This is a genomic window from Stygiolobus caldivivus (assembly GCF_019704315.1).
GTDB lineage: Archaea > Thermoproteota > Thermoprotei_A > Sulfolobales > Sulfolobaceae > Stygiolobus > Stygiolobus caldivivus.
On sequence record NZ_AP024597.1, the window covers coordinates 970857 to 987497 of the forward strand.

Here is a 16641-nt window from a genome sequence, read left to right on the forward strand (position 1 = left end):
ACTAATATTAAATATTTTTTAATTAAAGTGCTAATTTTCTAAATATTAAGTATAAAAAAAGTATAAGTATAAACGTAAATGTTAGTGTAATACTTACTATCATGATTTTTAATAAATTTTAAAATCTAATTTTTATGTAGAATATACTAGAAAATAAAGTCTTATCGGAAAGTTGGGTCTCACTAAAGCATTCATTGTGAATTGAAGCATTTTTCTCGAATTAGTATAATTCGTTGCCAAATAACACGTATAGATCAAATGTTCTATATAATTAAAATTACAGTATCCATATTGTCCGTCCTACTAGCCTTCTTGTATTAGTATTATCTTTATTAGCGTAGGGAGTTTCACGGATCCTCTACAAATTATAATTATCTGTCTTAAATTTATACAATTCGTGAACAAATAATACAGTGTATGAAAGACCATTCCGCATAAAGTAAATTATAAACTTGTCACCTTACGCTTTTACACGTATTATGTATTAATATTGCTCAATGTACATAATTGTTTCAATCCAATCGTAGTTAGAAAAATAAAGATCGTAAATGAGCTGTGAAAGACCCTCACTCTAAGTCAAGATTGCTCTTATCTATAATTTGTAACTTAATGATCACAGTATGCGCTCGAAAGTATATACTATATGTTTTGGTTGGTAAAAACGCACCAGGCTTAAGAATTTTATGTAAAATTCTAGTTCTCTCGGGGTGATTTACAAAGATTAAGGGCTATCTATGTTGACAATTAGGAAACGTGAGCTGCTCTTAAGGTATTTAGTTTTTATTATTTTCTAAATGCCTAGTTAGTTTTTCCACTGACTTATTTATCCTATACCATGTACCAAAGATCTCGAACAAAATTCCTATCAAAATACTTATCGAAGTAGATATTAATATTACTGGGATGATAAAGCTGTACCCCAATTGAACGATTATTCCATTTACTATCCCTAATATAACTACCAAAATAGATAAAATCTTGGTTAGAGCGGAATTCCTCTTCAATTCTTGAGAATAAGTATAAATCCTGTTAATAAACATTATAATATACAAAATATATTCAATCTCATTCTTAATTTTGTCTGATCTTTCAAAAATCTTATTGCTCAAATCATCTATTCCTATCGACTTAAAGTTCTCAAAGTAAATTAGGATCTCCTGGATTAGGTTAGTTAGTTCTCCATTGACAATAAAGTTCTCCGACTCCTCGATAAACCTCAATGAGAGCTCATTCTTAACCTTAGTTAACAAAAGCTCACTCAGCTTGTCCATTCTGGTTGAGAGGTAAAACGAAGCTGAGAGTAGGGAGAGTCCCACAGCTAATATGAGGTAAAAAACTATAAAATTCAATCTTTTAACTCCTCCTTCAACCTAGAAACTATTTCCCTCAGCTCGTACTTCTTCTCCCTGAATAGCTGAAGTGTATTTAAAACGTCCTCACCTTTCTTGGTAATGAAGTACAGATTGTCCCTCTTTGTAATGAGGTTTTTCTCCTCTAAGATAGGGATATACTTGTTGGCCACTTCAAATGTCAGATTAGCAGCATACATCAGCCTTGTTTTACTTATCCCGTTATAGGACCTTTTACACGCACTTAGAATATCTAAATATATCTCAAACACGTCCCTCTTTTTCTTGTTAAAGATTATCATGTCGGGAGTGTTCTCAAACAGTCATGAAATTCGAGAAGTGTTTGTAATATTATATCAGTTTACTCCTAATATAGTGTATCCCCTCCAAGTAAGCCCCGTTTAACGGAGTCTTCTCCCTCGAGTAAACTACCGGGTACATCACGTTCAACAAGGCTAGACTATACTCGACTATCCCCACGTCCCTGTTAACAGCCCTCGTATCCCTTGCCAACCTAGCCAGGTGGGCCCTACAGTAAGAATGATAACTCTCCACAGTGTAAGTATACTCCTTACCCACAACGTGGTTGTTAAGTACTTGATAAACTGAATAACCGTCAGTGTAGTACACCCTACTCTCGGGTAGGGGGTCCTGGAGGAAGCTGAAAGTCATGTAATCCCTATCACCCGTGATAAAGAAGGGTACACCATCTGCCAACGCGTTCCATATCCACAAGTCTTCCCTCTTTTGCCCATGTCTGGCCCACACGTAAGTCCAACTCTCGTCAAGCACTGTAGCTTTTGCCGTGAAACCCTCTAGTCGTTCTTGCAAGAGTAGTAGGTAGGCATACGCTTCTACCCCTTTCCTCCTTATAAAGCTGTATATTGTCGTTAACGGTTTCCCTTCGACCCTCGCTATCCCCCTCATGCTCATCCTATTCGTGTATTCTTTCAGTACTCTCTCCTTTTGTTCTTTACCCATCTTGTGGTTTGTCGCTTGGTAGGACGTCTTCCCGCAAGTTTTGCACTTGTATTTTGTTTTTCCTCTAGCTGATCGTCCTTTACTACTCTGTTTGATTTGCACGAGGGGCAAGGTGGCCTTTCTTCTCTCCTCCTCTTTACCCCGAGTTTTTTAGTGTAGTAGTATAGTGTTGATGGCGGTATCCCTAACTTGGTGACTTGTACTCCGAGTATGCTGCTATTGTGTAAGCGAGGTCTTCCGGCTCGTGTTTTCTCGGCTTAAAATTTAAATCCCTTAAAACTAAGAGTATTAATTGTGCAAGGGTTACGAGGTCCATCGTGTGGATCCCCATAAATCTCGTGACCCTTGCACATAAGTGTTTCTACAGTAATGTTTGCTCTCATTACTTCTAGCTCTTTCCAGCAAGTAGTAATAGAAAGGATAGTTTTTATAAATACTCTATTATTTTTACAAATCCTTATCGAATTTGGTGACTGTTTGAGAACACTCCCATCATGTCATAATACTCTATGGATAGCAAATTTATAAATTTTCATATTTCTTTCAATAATATATATAATCTAGTAAGTAAATTATTAAAAGAATTTATAAAATATAGTATCTACCGAGAATTTTGTATACTAAATATACAATAAATTCTAGTACGCATGATATAAACAATGACATAAAGGATATAAACAGAAGAGGTGATGTAGCGAATAGCGGTTCCATAATATTATGCGGTAGTATTCTAGGCATTAGAAGAAAACCTACTCTACTTGTGTAAAACCCCGGTTTTCCAGTATTTACTACGAATGTTACATTGGATGAACCCGAAATAGTATCGGGACCTAGAAGCCTGAGGTTAGGATTGTTAGAGTAGAAAAGGACAGCTAAAGGCAATTTAATCGGAAAACTCCTCAATTTCACCGGTAATTCAAGAGACACTAAGGAATTAGAAGGTAAGACACCAAGTCTGAACGATGTACCTATCTCCCTACTATTTAATGACGATGACGCGTTTACGGAAGTCCATTGAGCGTAAGTCAGAACCGTATTAGAGGAAAGCACCACAAAGGAGGCAAGGAAAAAGAGGATAAATAAACCCATAAAGACCGTCTTATAGCTCACTGTGTGTAATGTATTCCTCCGGATCTTCAAACTCCTCCTGCTTAGCGTTTCGGAGACCCCGTATATGATGAAAAGGGAGACTAAAAGAGACGCCTTTCCATTTATTGTGTTAACAGTGGTAATAGCGTAACCTAAATAGGGTATACTGATAGGTCTGTTTAGAATTAGAGGTACGCACCCCTTTATCCATGACCTTTTAACCACCCACGGGTCTGGTGTCGGGTTATGAACTCCCTTAGTTATATAGCCGTCCGGTAGTACTTTGATGATCTCGTGGACGATATAGTGAGAGCAAAAAGGAGGTTTATAAGCTACTATCTCCCCTACATGAGGCTGCCCCATTAGAGGTGTGATAAAGACGAGACAGCCTGGATTCAGTACAGGGACCATTGAGTCTGTAGCTTCTATATTCCATCCATAAGGAAGACCTAAAAAATATTGGGATATTAAGCTGAAAGCTAAGGAAAACAAAATTAGGGAAAGTATTGAATAAATTGCTATTTCCTTGATCATAAGGAATCACTGGTTAGATTAATAACCGGGTTTTGAGTCAAAAAAACACATGAATTCCATTAAACCAAAGTATTTAAAAAAATAATATACCTTAACCTTTAGCCATGAGGTTTTTTGTTTTCAAGTCATTTACTGTCCAGAACCTACATTATATGCAGCAGTCACGGTTATAGTGAACGCTAGTGTTGTACCTGGAGGTACTGGTCCAGTAACTAGCACCAGCGATACTGCTATAGTACCTCCGGGGGGTAAAGTTATCGAAGGTGATGGTGGAGGTGATGGTGGAGGTGGTGGAGGCGGAGGCATTGGAGGCGGATCACTACTTACGTTTGTATAAGCTACCATGTAATATGTACTGGGATCTCCTGGTGTTATAGTTATAGTGATTTGAACGGGCTGGTTTAAGTTATTCCTTATGTAGAACACATCACTTAATTCCTCTGCGCTATTAGGCGCTACATTGCCGAAGTTTATCTGTAGATTTCCTTGCTTATTGATAAAGGCGAAATACCCCTGCGGGCTTTGTAAATGGTTATCATTAGGTATTAAGGCTATATTAGCCAAGTTATCAGTAGTCACGTAAGCTACTGCTGTTCTTGGCGCTACATATACGAAGTCCATCGATACTATTAAGCTTAGCAATATTATGCCAGCCATTATTCCTAGTCCCAGTGCTTTTATTTCGCCCCTCATTTGTCTTCAATTATTTATTATGTTATAGTAGTTTATAAGTATTATCTCTTTATTATTTTCTTATAAAATAGCTATTTTACTAATAGATAATAGTCAAAATAGATTTGAGATATTTGTTATTTTGGAAAGAATATTTTATCTAGGTGAGTACTACCTCTCTAACTATATTTTAAAATATTCAATTTACGGGAATTAATTATAAATAAAGATTTTAAATATAGTTTGTGTATATTCATACTAGTATGAAACCTATCTCATGGTTCATGATAGGGATATGCTTGGCCCTTCTCATAGGAGTCGTTCTCTCACAGACATTTGTATCATCGGAGACTATTTACGCCAGAGCCTATGTGGCTAATATAGTCATAAGGGGGGAAGGAAGATTAATGTTCTACAACCCATATCCGTTTCCACTAATTATCAATTCAACAAACGTATTAGAGACAGTTCCTCCTTTTCAAAACGTCACCATCGTAAAATACTCTTCAATAATTTACGTCACTAATTATTATGGAAACTTTAAAATGATAATATATGTAAATAGTATCGTAAATACCTCTATGACCTGAAGTCCCTGAGAAGACCTTCTACTAATCAATCTTCTACTAATCAATAAGGTATATTACCTCTTGGTGAAAGCTTAATATTCCGGTTTTCGGAATTAACTATTTGATGCCCATTAATATTAGCCACAGATTACGTACCAGCATCATCATCATTTTAATTTTATCATTGATCATCACCCTATACATTAATTATGAATCTTATGAATCTTCTATGAACTCCCAAAAACTATTCCAAGGTTATGAGACTTTAGCTTATGTCGATTTCTTCACGTCAGCACTAATAAAACCTAACCCTTTTATCAAAGGGCAAAACATTACGGTATATATGTTAAAGAAAACACAAAAGGACTTTAATGTTATACCTTGTGTTATACTGAACGAGAACTATTCTAAACTATTAGGGATCTCTAAGTTAAAAGGGATTTCAACGGTACCGACATATTTAGCGAAAGAGATAGTCTTGAACTTAACGAGCTTACGTAATTTTAGCTACGCGGTAATAATATCCGACGAGGGAGTGTACAATACAACCCTTTACAGCGGGGTCAGCAACTCCTCATACTTAACACTGAATGTGAGTGAAATAGCACGTGTAATTAATAACTTATCTTCGTACATACCGGGGTCTTATTCAGTCCTGATAAAGATTACCCATGAAAATATAACGACATATTTTCCGATAAACTATGACGGAAATGCGTTCCAAATACCCACTTCAGGTTCGTTGGACATTCCACAGTACCTAAGAGTACCCTATAACCTGATTAACGTGTCCCAAGCGTCATATCCCCTAAGCTTGGTTCAACAATATTGTGTCCATTTTTACGTATATCCCAGCAGTTCGGCTGAAGAAGCCGATTACTCGATCATAGTCAACACCACAGTGGGGACATGGGTCTATAATGAGGGGATATCAAAAGGTATCGTCTCGCTAAACATCTCTAGCTTATATAACACTATTAATAACCTACTCGTAAAATACGGTCTTTACTCCTCACAGTATGCAGTGATTATAAACTTCACGATTAAAACTAAAAACTATACATTGTACCCATTTGTAGTCATTAATAACAACAACGGTATTCTGTCCTTCTCAGCTTACAACACTACGTTAAACATGACAGTCTATGCAGACTCTCCCGAGAAATATAGCCCGTTAGATCTGGCTTATCTAATAATACCAGCGTCTGCTTTATTTTTTATCTTCGGGTTTACAAGACCCAAGACACCATCTGAGATGGATAAGGTACTTTCAAAGCTAAAAAAGGTTAATAAATTAACTATAGAAGTTAATTCTAAGCCTGAGGCGAAAAAGGTCGTAGAGGTAAAAGACATTAATGATATTATTAAGTTTTCTGTAACAGCCGTCAAACCTGTCTTGGTGTATAAGGATAAGGGCATACTACAAATTTGGATCGTAGATAATGACGTAGGTTATGTTTACACTGTTAGTGAATAACTCATTATATGATTTTTAAATCTAATTTAGACATCTAATAAAAAATCTGATAATAGTTTCCAAATTCCCAAAAAGTCGGGTTATGTTTGTAAACTTTTAATTCCATATCCATAAAAATAGTAAAGTGATTTACATAGAATTTATATAAAGTAAAGAGGGAATAACAATACATATTATCTAAATACTACTTACGTATAATTCTATAGAAAGGGTAAGCACTATTAGCATCTATTGAAAAATGTGGGGCTCTAAGCCCGAATAAAACATAACTAGAGATAAGATGAGTGCTTGTCTTTCACAAGTGTGGGCTAAGCCTGTTTTTCGACAGAAAGGTTTTAATACAGAAAGCTTCGCGTTTACTACAACAAGTAGTATTTTACGTAAAACCTTTATGCTGATATATTTTACTAATTAGACGTGTAATATTGCATACTTTATAATTAAGAATAGAAGTTTTAAGTATTTGACATAAGATTAATACAAGTATTTACGTAAATGTTTATTACAATATATAACTGTTGGGGTCTCCAATATGAATTGAACGTGGGTCAAGCTTTACATCGAGGGCTTTTACTCTCGGGCAATTAACACCCCCACCCAGTGGAATCTATATTATTCGGGCTGGGGTCAATACGTTATATATAAGGTGGTTTAGCTTTCACCTAAACTGAATATAGCCAGACGGCATAACTCACTTGCGTACTCACTACAAGGTTAGGTCATCCCTTTAATCTCTTTGCGAGTATGGCGAAAAGGACTATAAAGAGTAAGAGTGCGTCTTCATGCAAATGGGACACATTAGTAAGCAATGAGATGAGGGCTTTGCCCTTTAGGACTTGACTAAGTATTAGAGAGTTAGGGCCCAAAGCCCTAATAGCTGGGCTTGTAAGATCACATGACAAAAGCCCAATTTCTAAGTAGAAGACATAAAAAGCAACAAGAAAAATCACATATATCTTTAATTTTTTTAAAAGGGACAAAAAGCAGAAGGAGACCTAACTTATTTTTATTAGTATCCTTCCGTCCCTTGAAGGGTCAAATAACGCTTTCAGTGCTTCCTGCCCCTGTTCAAGCGAATACGTTTTCCATACCTTTACCTTGCAGTCTTTACGGCCCTGCATTATTTCGGTTATCTCCTTTCTGTTCCCCCCAGTAGTCCCGATAATCCTTGCATGAGCCCCGTATATACGGGAGAGCTCTAATGTAACTCCGGAGCCCGTTATACCACCGAAGAAGACTAGCCTACCGTTTAGGCCTAGCGTTTGGAGGCTGGAGTCCCATACAGAAGACCCTACCGAGTTTACTACCACATCCGCCATCCTACCTCCGGTTATCTCCGCGACTTTGTCCTTTACTTTTTCATAACCTACTGTATAATCCGCCCCAAAGTCCTTTAGCCAACCTTTCCTGCTCACCGCAATTACGGTAGCTCCCATCCTCTTGGCAAATTGGACGGCAAATTGGCCCGTGTTACCAGAAGCACCAAAGACTACCACAGTATCTGTCGCCTTGACTTCTGCTGCTTTTAATGCGTGATAGGCTGTAAGTGCTGATACGGGGATACTCGCTGCAAGTTCATCGCCGATGTAATCTGGGACTTTGAACAAGTTCTTGTCAGGGGCTGTAAAGTACTCTGCAAACCCCCCGTTAGTTATCACACTCATTATCCCCCCGTTCCTGCACAGCATCTCCATAGAGGACAAGCACATGTCGCAAGAACCGTCGAAAATCCTGTTATAGACCACCACTCTGTCCCCGACCTTGACACTCTTTACGTGATCCCCTACTGCCTCCACTTCCCCGTACACTTCAGCCCCGGGTATATGGGGCATGGGCTTAACCGGGAGGCCGGTAACTACGAAGTAGTCTATTGGGTTTACGCCAGCCATCTTAACCTTTATCCTGACGTCATGGGCACCTACCTCCGGTCTTTGGACTTCAGCTACTTTGAGGTTCTCTATTCCATTTTTTTCAAATAATAGTGCCTTCATTAAATTAACTTCTTTTTGATTATTTAAATAAATTCCCTTGACTTAAGTAAACCTAATTACGATAATAAAGCTAATTAATGTAGCAAAGATCGAAACCCCTTAGAAAAAACAAGACCACACGTCCCGCTCTATTGTCCTTAATATTGTAACGGTCTATAAATTTTCACTTTGTCAGTTAAAATTTACGAAGGATTTTAAGTCTTAAGTACCGACAAATAATATAATGAGCGTATTAGAAGTCAGGAACGTTTGGAAAAGTTACGGGAAGCTCATAGCTAATGAAGACGTCTCCATGGACGTGAAAGAAGGGGAGATAGTAGCCCTATTGGGCCCTAACGGTGCCGGGAAGACCACCTTGGTTAAACAGGTCTACGGGGAAATAACTCCCGATAGGGGAGAAATTAGAGTTTTAGGTAAGAAACCCGGCGACAGACACGTCAAGAAATTACTCGGTGTGATACCTCAGGAATGTGAGCCTTACGGTGACCTTTCAGTATGGGACAACATATACTATATGGGGAAGTTAAAAGGGGTGGAAAAAGACTCCATAAAGGCCAAGGGAGAGGAATTACTCAGGGAACTGGGGCTGACGGGAAAAAGGGACACGTTGGCCAGGGAACTATCGGGAGGGTTAAAGAGGAAGACACTGATCGCAATGGCCCTGATCAACGACCCTAAACTCCTCATACTAGACGAACCCACCACCGGTCTCGACGCGGAAGGGAGGAGGGAAGTGTGGAAAATACTCCTCGATATGAAGAAACAAGGGAGGAGTATGTTACTCACTACGCATTACTTGGACGAAGCAGAGAGGCTCGCTGACAGGATATTCTTCCTAAATAAGCGGGTAATAGACCAAGGTACTCCCGCCCAAATGAAAGAGAAGTTCGCCGACTGGTATGAGGTCATCGACTACACTAACGGAAAAGTGTACAAAGTTAAGGGGGAAGAAGAGCTGAAGAAAGTCGTATTAGGCTTAAGGGGTAAGTTCGAGGTAAGGATGCCGAGCCTCGAGGAAGTATACCTAGAGGTGATAAAGAGTGAGTAATATCGTCACTGAGTTCCTCAATTTACTCGGTATGCAGTTCAAGATGATCAAGGCTTACCTGCCCGTATTCGTCTTCTTCTCGGTAATGTTCCCGCTGGGAGTAATGTTAGTGTTCGGGTACGTAGCGGTGAGCTCATTAACGCCTTACATAGTATCCGGGACGATCACTTTTTATATCTCCATAGGGGTGCTGACGTCGGTAGCCCAGTCCATAGCCTTTGAGAGGAGTAAAGGTAGGTTCTCCCTGATGGTGTCCACTGGTATACCCAAGGAACTATACGCTATAAGTATCGCATTGAGTAACGGGATCTCGACGTTAATAGTCGTACCGGTCATCCTCATCCTAGGTCACTACCTCCTCCACGTAGAGGTACGGTCGGTCCCACTGTTGGTGGTCTCCCTCCTTTCCTCAATATTTATGGGCTCGATGTTGGGTATGACCTTAGGCCTAGGGATAAGGAACATCTACGCTGTGAACCAGTACTCCAGTATTATAAGCTTCGTCCTGAGTTTCTTCGCCCCGGTGTACTTCCCCCCGACACTAATACCCTTACCATACAGGTTTTTGACGTTAATTGAGCCTACTACTTACGTCTCACAAGCCCTCTATTATTCATTTATCGGGAGCCCTGAGTCTTTAGTGTGGACGTTAGGGATTTTGGTGTTCGGGGCCTTCTTCGTCCTTTTAAACAGGTATGTGTTGGCGAATGAATGAACTTTACTATCAGGGGGCTAACTTAATAAGTGAACCTAGTATAACGTGTCTGGCTAACGTGGTGTCCTTACTTTCTCCCCAAGACATAAAGGTAGAGAGACCCTGATAGGTTGACCTCACTGAGAGAAGTTTCAGTCCTCTTTCCTCATATACCCCTTCAAAGTACTTTTTTCCTCCACGCTTTTCTACCGGCGAAGAGTAGGGACAAAGGGCCTGGCGTCAAGGACTTATCTCTCTTTTAACTCCTTATCCTCAATTAGCTGTTTAGTCATTTCCGCAACTCCTTCCCCGTCAACACCAAAAAGGTCTAAGAGTGTTTTTAGCTCCTCTGTGCTCACCTTTTCCACGTCGACTACCAGCTCTAAAATGTCGCCTTCTTTTATCATGAGCCTTTGCCTTGCCTCTTTAGGTATAACCACAAGCCCCTTTTTATAAACCTTTATCCTATACCTTTCCGTAAGTATACACCTTATTGGGAGAATAAATATTTGACAATGGGGGGAGGGGGTAGTTTAACCAAAAGGGTCTAGTGCAGAGTAGGTCTGTGTTGAGGTAGTGGGAATGTAGGTTAATGTGAGGAGGACACGGCCCAAAACGGCACCTCTGAATTAACCTTTGAATAAACCACGGCGGTATTATGTACAGTAATAGAGAGCCTCTTGATGAGAAAACGGTCAAAGCCTGGTTCGGGTACGACACGTTCAGTAAAGGAGAGGATTATTATAACGGGAATAGTGTCCTAGCGACTTCTATCCTGAAGGTCTTCATACACGGTAATGTCGACGAGGCCACGGTCCAAGAAGGCGCTGGTGTTATAAGGGGTTTTGAGCATAAGATCTCTAGAAAGGGCTTCTTCACACTCTTAGAAGGAGTGGCCCTAAAGTGTGAAAATTTCGGCTGTTTCTATGACGACTATTGGGACAATTACTATAACGGCCCCCTTCTTGAGGTTACCGACAAGGTGTTGGTCGAAAAGGACTGGACACGCAAGGACGTCGAAAGGCCGGGGAAGATAATAGACCGGAACGAATACGACTACCTCACTGTTCAACGTCTCAATTAATAAAGTAGAAAGAGGCCCTGCTTTCTTTGCCTTGGTTAAGGAAACCCTAATATCGGTATTACGTGAATTACGATACAAGTAGTCCCTCCCAGATGTGGACTGGTTCACGCAGTTCTTCTATAAAGACCTCAGAGCTACACCCCTTAAACTGCTTGTCGCATCTGTTTATGAAGACTGTCTGTTGGGACTCCGTTTCACGCCCTTCTCCGTTTCATCCGCCCTGCGTCCACAGGGCGATCCGCTTCACAGTCATAGGGCACAAAGACATTTACGCTTCCTCCGTTTCATCCGCCCTGCGTCCACAGGGCGATCCGCTTCACAGTCATCACATTAATATATACGTGGAGGAGTATATATTTTTGCTCGGCAAATGATCCACGTAGGTATCGACACTTCGGGCGACAACTTGGAAAAAGGTTATTACGTAGTGGCTTTAGCTTACTCTCAAGACATATTTTCAGTAGTGTATGAGGGGAGAAAGGTACTGGGTAAAAGGGACTTTACCTTTCACGCTTATAGGGACAGCGATAAGGTCAGGGAAGTCTTCATTAATATAATTTATTCACATTCCGTCCCTTCTGTAGTCCTCGTGACCAAGGCGGAGGTCAGGAGCAGGACCGATATAACTCTGGTGGTGAAGGAGTTATTGAAACTGTCCCACCTCTCGGACTCGTTCGTGTATTATGATAACGACGTGTTCAGAAAGACCAAGCTAGGCAAGAAAGGGTTTAAGGTCACGCTAGGCGAAAGCCTATCTATACCAGTCCAAGTCGCCGACTACTTCTCTCATTACTGGTGGGAGTTTTTTAACAACAAGAAACTAGGGGTCGGTTTCGAGAAGATACTTAAGTTGACTAAGCTCTTTTACTATAGCGATAAGCTCTTAGAGTTATGACTCCTTAAAAGGCACCACGTGTTGCTCCAGCGTCAGTTGCCGTTTTTCAGAAAGCCTCCGTAAAAAACCTAGACCAGTAATAACAACGTGTACATTCAGCGTTTATCGGAAAAGTCGTTAAGGCTTAAGTATATTAACCTGAACGTTTATGCTAATACTTTCACCCCATAAACTTCTAAGAGGCATAACACACTGACGCCTCTAACGGATCAGATTTCTAACCGTGAGTCAATAATCCGTGACCGTGAAGGATGTATAACACACACCTAATTAGTATAAAATACGTCATACGTAAGGACTTTGCGTAAAAATCTCCCCGTTATTCATGTATACTGGGCAAAAGTGCTGTACATGAACTGTAAGCGAGAGGGCGACGGAAATCGCACAAAGGCTAAACGTTATGTTTCACCGCCTCCACTAACGTCAGGGACAATATAGGGCCTAAAGCCAGGCTGTCTATTGCCACTACGTCGCTACCGAGGTGTAAGACCAGCCCGACTACCAGCGGGGCGACCATAGAGCCCACTTGAGAGACGGCGTTCGCTAACCCCATAGAAGTACCTGCACTCCCGCTACCCACTACCCTGACCACGAGGGAGTCCGTAGGTGGCCTGCACAAGAAGGACGACACACCGAGGGTGAAACTGAAAGGGACGAGCAGGTAGGGGTCCCTAGTCAGGGACACCACCAATAGGGAGGCTATAAAGGCGATTAACGACAATTCCACTAACTTTACGTCGTCGCCCTTAAGTACCCTGATAAGGGCTATCGACGTCGCTTGGCCCGCGGCATACAGTACAAAGAGTATTTCCGACACACTCCTCCCCACGCCGTCGTACAGTACCAGGAAGGGGAAGAGCCATGAGGAAGTCCCCCACAACCCCCACTGTTCGCCCAGCCTGATCAACGCCACAGTCCAGACTTTCTTATCGACTACCACCCTAACGCTCCGCTTCGAGGGCCCTACCCTGACTTTCAGGGACAGCGTGAGGAGGGACGACACCAAGAAGGAGGAGGAGAGCAATAAGAAGAACTGCCTCCAGTAAGTGAGGATCAACGGTGATAACAGGGACAAGGCTAACATGACCGTAGGGGCCGCACTGTCGAGGAGGGCTAGGTCGCGGGTAAGCCCCTTCTCCAACGAAGAGATTATCTTTACGGAAGAGGGGTAGATCCCCGCCGTTAAAACACCTTCGGCTAGGTAGAGGAGGTAGAGGGTAGAGACGTCCCTGACGGTGGGTATAAACGGGATAAGCAGGGAAGAGGAGAGCGATGAAATAAACAGCGCTATCTTAGGCCCCACCCTGTCAATGAATACGCCCCAAGGTGTGGAACTGGTGACGTAGCCTAAATAGAAGAGGAAAAGCACTGAGCCTATCTCCACCGAGTTTAGGTGCAAGGTATAGGCAAAAGCTACCGCTACTACCCCCCAGCTGAACCTCAGAGCGAGCTGCAGGGACGTGGCAAACCAGCCCAGTGCTATGGAAGACCTCATAGGTGTGTAACATAGGAGACGTGTGATATAAGTTTTGCCTTAAAAACAGTATGTGCAGTTCGGTCCTCCTTATCTTATAATCACCATAAGGGTACTGCACTACCCGGTGTTAAGGACTGTACAGAAAGGCGTGTTCTCCCTGTCTAGTGTGGTGTTTGTTGATCCCCTTCTGGACACCGCATTAGTTGCGTAGCGTGCTAGGACTTTAGCCTAAGCTCAAAGCCGCTTATCTCTTCAGGGGTACCGAGTCCTTCAGGACTTTAGATTACTGGCCCAAGGGTTATATCCGGAGTTAATAAAGGGCAACAGCGTCGTTAGTGTAAGGGTAAAAATTTGCTGGCTAGAGAATTGACGTTGCCCTTTTGGTCCTGACAAAACATAAGGAGGGAAAAAATTACACATAACTTACGAGGCTCTGTAGCTGGGAAGTCCCCAAAGGTTGCGGTGCTATAACTTCAATTCCGTATAGCGTATTCCCGTTTAAGGCTACAATGATTGACTCAATATCCGAACCTGAGTAACAATAGGCTACAAACTCGTTACTTGAGACGGTTTTGAACTTGGCCGCAGACATTTGTAACACAGACTTGACCTGCGAGAAGAAATTTACGGCGTCCGAAGACGACTGGAACGCTATGCCTGAAATCGTTATTTCCTCACTCTTACCGTTTACTGTGCCTACCATGTATTCGTAGTACCCAGAGGTTATTCCGACGGTAGGGGCCCCTTGGGTGATACTTGCGACCGACCTGTTTGCCGTCATACCGTTTAAATACTTCACAGTCGCGATCCCATCATGGACTGTAAAAGTATAAGAGGTGTAGTTATTTATGCTCCAAGTACCGCCCAGTACAGAAGAAGCCTCCGATGGCGTTACAAATGACATCCCGCTGGGGCCTGAGTGCAACACGGAAAATAGCACTATTACTACTAACACTACTGCTATTACTCCTACTGCACCTACTATAGGTATCAGTAGTTTATTCTTCCCCTTAGGCGGTGGTGGTGGGGGCTGTTGGTAGGGCGGCCCTTGATACGGGGGTTGCGGTGTAGGTTGGTACATTGGTTGGTACGGTGTGGGTTGGGCAGTGGGCCCTTGGTAGGTCAGCGGATAGCCGCACCTCACACATGATGTCACTGTGTCTATGTTATCGAACCCACATCTTGGACACTTCTTCATTTGGAAAAATATCAATCCACTTATTTATAAACATTTTGATAGGAACGACACCGATAATAATAGAGTAGAGAAGTACGAGGCAGATCAGTTACTGCCACCAAAATATTTGTAGACTTTTGGTTACACGGCAAATGCCGTAAGAGGATAATGTTTAGTGAAAAAACGTGAAATATCCTTTATAGGACTACATTCGTCCGAGATAACTACGCTTATAACATATAGGTCGTGGTAACCTGACGTATTAAGGCTTGTATGTACCAGTAATGCTTTAAATTAGGTCGACATTTATTGATGTCAATGAAGCGGGCCCTCCATGGGACACAGGTGGATGAAGTGAAGGACGTACGTTTTATAGCCTAAACCTCCGTGCTACCTCCACGCTTTAGGGAAAAGTTTCAGGACTTAGTACCAAGGAGTCGTTACTCCGTACAACCCCGTTACTCGTTGTAAAGAAGGGTCATCGTTATTCAATTGCAAAAGGCGGAAAGCCCCACCTTTTTACCTTAAACCCTAAATTCACCTCCCTGAATTTGATCCATGTTAATTAGGAATTGTGCTATACTCGGTCAGTTTGTAAAGGAAAACATGTGCTTTAGCCTAAACTATACGCTATCGCTGTGAATGCGACGGAAGACTTGCCCTTTAGTGCTTTACCTAGTATAAAGAATTGAATACTATGCCGAATCAGTAATATTATCTGACAAGAGTAGTAATGACAAATGCAGTTTGAAAGACCCATGCTTATCCTCCCTTTGTAAGCAACAGGTAAGTGGTGTAGGTGAACGTTGCCTTAAAGAAGGCGATTTAACATTTGCCAAATGCAGTAGGGTGGCTTAACTTACCTGTCACAGTCAAGTCGTTCCCTCTTTTCCCTTATGCGACTATTATGAAAGAGACTGTAATTGTCCTCCTTAGTCTTATAGCACGTTGATTCCCTACTAACCATATATTTATAATTTATAACCCTAACTAATTCTATGAAACTGATAACAGTTATGGACGAAGTTATCGACTGGTTTAATAATACTGGTGTCATAGGGATCACCATTAACTCTCAGGGACTTTACATAGCTGACTCCACGGGGATCCGTAGGGTGCCCAAGATGTACATGTTCTTCGCAGTAGTGCTCTACGGATTGGCACTGTTACTCCTAGTAGTCATCCTATCCGTTATTTTCCTGTACGTATTTAAGTCCCCTAAAGTGGACTGGCTTACCGGTGCAATAGTAATATTAGTGAGTAGTATCTTATTCTATAAGATAACTAGACTTTTTAGCAAGTACATATCTCGCCTACTATACAACGTGAGCAAGCCGATAGCCCCGTGGAGTAGGATAAAGGCTGTCTCCGTGACTGACAGAAGGGCCGACAAGCAGTTGGTATACTACGTTAACTTAGGGGACTGGTCAATCATGACCTATGACGGTGAAAGCTTTATGATACGTGATATAGAAGCACCTGTGAGCAAGTTGGAGTACGTGAAGGAGAAGTTAGGGCTATGGCGTATTTGACAGCATCCTACTAAAGTCACCGTTTTAACCTTTTGCCCCTATACTTTTCATTTTGACTATTTTTATCTACAT

Annotated in this window: 16 protein-coding genes and 1 pseudogene; 7 read left to right on the forward strand and 10 right to left on the reverse strand. The window is 41.5% G+C overall.

The features are described from left to right. Positions 1–773: 773 nt before the first annotated feature. The 5 genes and pseudogenes from KN1_RS05015 to KN1_RS05035 all read right to left on the reverse strand — a co-directional run bounded on the left by KN1_RS05015 (position 774) and on the right by KN1_RS05035 (position 4646). The gene (locus KN1_RS05015) at positions 774–1349 is read right to left on the reverse strand and encodes a hypothetical protein (protein ID WP_221289710.1); all 576 of its coding nucleotides are present in this window, start codon (positions 1347–1349) and stop codon (positions 774–776) included. Next, positions 1346–1651, reverse strand: coding sequence for a winged helix-turn-helix domain-containing protein (locus KN1_RS05020; RefSeq protein ID WP_221289711.1), 306 nt, complete (start codon positions 1649–1651; stop codon positions 1346–1348). Before KN1_RS05020 ends, KN1_RS05015 begins: the two co-directional genes overlap by 4 nt. Positions 1652–1700: 49 nt before the next feature. Then, positions 1701–2681 (reverse strand): annotated as a pseudogene (locus KN1_RS05025) (IS1 family transposase). A 234-nt stretch (positions 2682–2915) separates the two neighbouring features. Further along, positions 2916–3953: a signal peptidase I gene (locus KN1_RS05030; RefSeq protein WP_221289712.1), complete on the reverse strand. Its 1038-nt coding sequence runs from the start codon at positions 3951–3953 to the stop codon at positions 2916–2918. A 129-nt stretch (positions 3954–4082) separates the two neighbouring features. Then, entirely contained in the window at positions 4083–4646 is a 564-nt protein-coding gene (locus KN1_RS05035; protein WP_221289713.1) for a hypothetical protein, read from the reverse strand. 242 nt (positions 4647–4888) lie between these two features. On the opposite strand from KN1_RS05035, the gene KN1_RS05040 reads away from it, so the two are divergent. Together KN1_RS05040 and KN1_RS05045 are read left to right on the forward strand one after the other, a co-directional pair. Next, on the forward strand, positions 4889–5215 hold the full coding sequence (locus tag KN1_RS05040) for a hypothetical protein (protein ID WP_221289714.1): 327 nt from the start codon (positions 4889–4891) through the stop codon (positions 5213–5215). Positions 5216–5423: 208 nt separating this feature from the next. Further along, positions 5424–6671, forward strand: a complete 1248-nt coding sequence (locus tag KN1_RS05045) for a DUF5305 domain-containing protein (RefSeq protein WP_221289715.1) — start codon at positions 5424–5426, stop codon at positions 6669–6671. A 719-nt stretch (positions 6672–7390) separates the two neighbouring features. Here the strand turns inward: KN1_RS05045 and KN1_RS05050 are convergent. After that, positions 7391–7573: a hypothetical protein gene (locus tag KN1_RS05050; RefSeq protein WP_221289717.1), complete on the reverse strand. Its 183-nt coding sequence runs from the start codon at positions 7571–7573 to the stop codon at positions 7391–7393. Positions 7574–7666: 93 nt separating this feature from the next. Further along, complete coding sequence (locus tag KN1_RS05055; protein WP_221289721.1) at positions 7667–8662, reverse strand: alcohol dehydrogenase catalytic domain-containing protein; 996 nt, start codon at positions 8660–8662, stop codon at positions 7667–7669. Between the two features lie 223 nt (positions 8663–8885). Between KN1_RS05055 and KN1_RS05060 the strand changes: the two genes are divergently transcribed. Then, the gene (locus KN1_RS05060; RefSeq protein ID WP_221289723.1) at positions 8886–9710 is read left to right on the forward strand and encodes an ABC transporter ATP-binding protein; all 825 of its coding nucleotides are present in this window, start codon (positions 8886–8888) and stop codon (positions 9708–9710) included. A 1-nt stretch (position 9711) separates the two neighbouring features. Beyond that, positions 9712–10425 carry an ABC transporter permease gene (locus KN1_RS05065; protein ID WP_221290561.1) on the forward strand — a complete coding sequence of 238 codons (714 nt, stop codon included), beginning with the start codon at positions 9712–9714 and terminating at the stop codon, positions 10423–10425. A 227-nt stretch (positions 10426–10652) separates the two neighbouring features. Here KN1_RS05065 and KN1_RS05070 read toward each other — a convergent pair whose 3' ends face one another. After that, positions 10653–10844 carry an AbrB/MazE/SpoVT family DNA-binding domain-containing protein gene (locus KN1_RS05070; protein WP_258712567.1) on the reverse strand — a complete coding sequence of 64 codons (192 nt, stop codon included), beginning with the start codon at positions 10842–10844 and terminating at the stop codon, positions 10653–10655. Positions 10845–11062: 218 nt separating this feature from the next. On the opposite strand from KN1_RS05070, the gene KN1_RS05075 reads away from it, so the two are divergent. Together KN1_RS05075 and KN1_RS05080 are read left to right on the forward strand one after the other, a co-directional pair. After that, on the forward strand, positions 11063–11488 hold the full coding sequence (locus KN1_RS05075; protein ID WP_221289725.1) for a hypothetical protein: 426 nt from the start codon (positions 11063–11065) through the stop codon (positions 11486–11488). Positions 11489–11858: 370 nt separating this feature from the next. After that, complete coding sequence (locus tag KN1_RS05080) at positions 11859–12383, forward strand: hypothetical protein (protein WP_221289727.1); 525 nt, start codon at positions 11859–11861, stop codon at positions 12381–12383. Between the two features lie 391 nt (positions 12384–12774). Here KN1_RS05080 and KN1_RS05085 read toward each other — a convergent pair whose 3' ends face one another. After that, on the reverse strand, positions 12775–13878 hold the full coding sequence (locus KN1_RS05085; protein ID WP_221289729.1) for an MFS transporter: 1104 nt from the start codon (positions 13876–13878) through the stop codon (positions 12775–12777). A gap of 394 nt (positions 13879–14272) precedes the next feature. Next, positions 14273–15058, reverse strand: a complete 786-nt coding sequence (locus tag KN1_RS05090; RefSeq protein WP_221289731.1) for a hypothetical protein — start codon at positions 15056–15058, stop codon at positions 14273–14275. A gap of 977 nt (positions 15059–16035) precedes the next feature. Here KN1_RS05090 and KN1_RS05095 point away from each other — a divergent pair. Next, positions 16036–16569, forward strand: coding sequence for a hypothetical protein (locus KN1_RS05095; protein ID WP_221289733.1), 534 nt, complete (start codon positions 16036–16038; stop codon positions 16567–16569). The last annotated feature ends 72 nt before the right edge of the window (positions 16570–16641 follow it).

Coding starts and splice junctions, on each gene's coding strand:
- KN1_RS05020 (WP_221289711.1), bottom strand. CDS start 1,651: ATGATAATCTTTAACAAGAAAAAGAGGGACGTGTTTGAGATATATTTA.
- KN1_RS05030 (WP_221289712.1), bottom strand. CDS start 3,953: ATGATCAAGGAAATAGCAATTTATTCAATACTTTCCCTAATTTTGTTT.
- KN1_RS05035 (WP_221289713.1), bottom strand. CDS start 4,646: ATGAGGGGCGAAATAAAAGCACTGGGACTAGGAATAATGGCTGGCATA.
- KN1_RS05040 (WP_221289714.1), top strand. CDS start 4,889: ATGAAACCTATCTCATGGTTCATGATAGGGATATGCTTGGCCCTTCTC.
- KN1_RS05045 (WP_221289715.1), top strand. CDS start 5,424: ATGAACTCCCAAAAACTATTCCAAGGTTATGAGACTTTAGCTTATGTC.
- KN1_RS05055 (WP_221289721.1), bottom strand. CDS start 8,662: ATGAAGGCACTATTATTTGAAAAAAATGGAATAGAGAACCTCAAAGTA.
- KN1_RS05060 (WP_221289723.1), top strand. CDS start 8,886: ATGAGCGTATTAGAAGTCAGGAACGTTTGGAAAAGTTACGGGAAGCTC.
- KN1_RS05075 (WP_221289725.1), top strand. CDS start 11,063: ATGTACAGTAATAGAGAGCCTCTTGATGAGAAAACGGTCAAAGCCTGG.
- KN1_RS05080 (WP_221289727.1), top strand. CDS start 11,859: ATGATCCACGTAGGTATCGACACTTCGGGCGACAACTTGGAAAAAGGT.
- KN1_RS05085 (WP_221289729.1), bottom strand. CDS start 13,878: ATGAGGTCTTCCATAGCACTGGGCTGGTTTGCCACGTCCCTGCAGCTC.
- KN1_RS05090 (WP_221289731.1), bottom strand. CDS start 15,058: ATGAAGAAGTGTCCAAGATGTGGGTTCGATAACATAGACACAGTGACA.
- KN1_RS05095 (WP_221289733.1), top strand. CDS start 16,036: ATGAAACTGATAACAGTTATGGACGAAGTTATCGACTGGTTTAATAAT.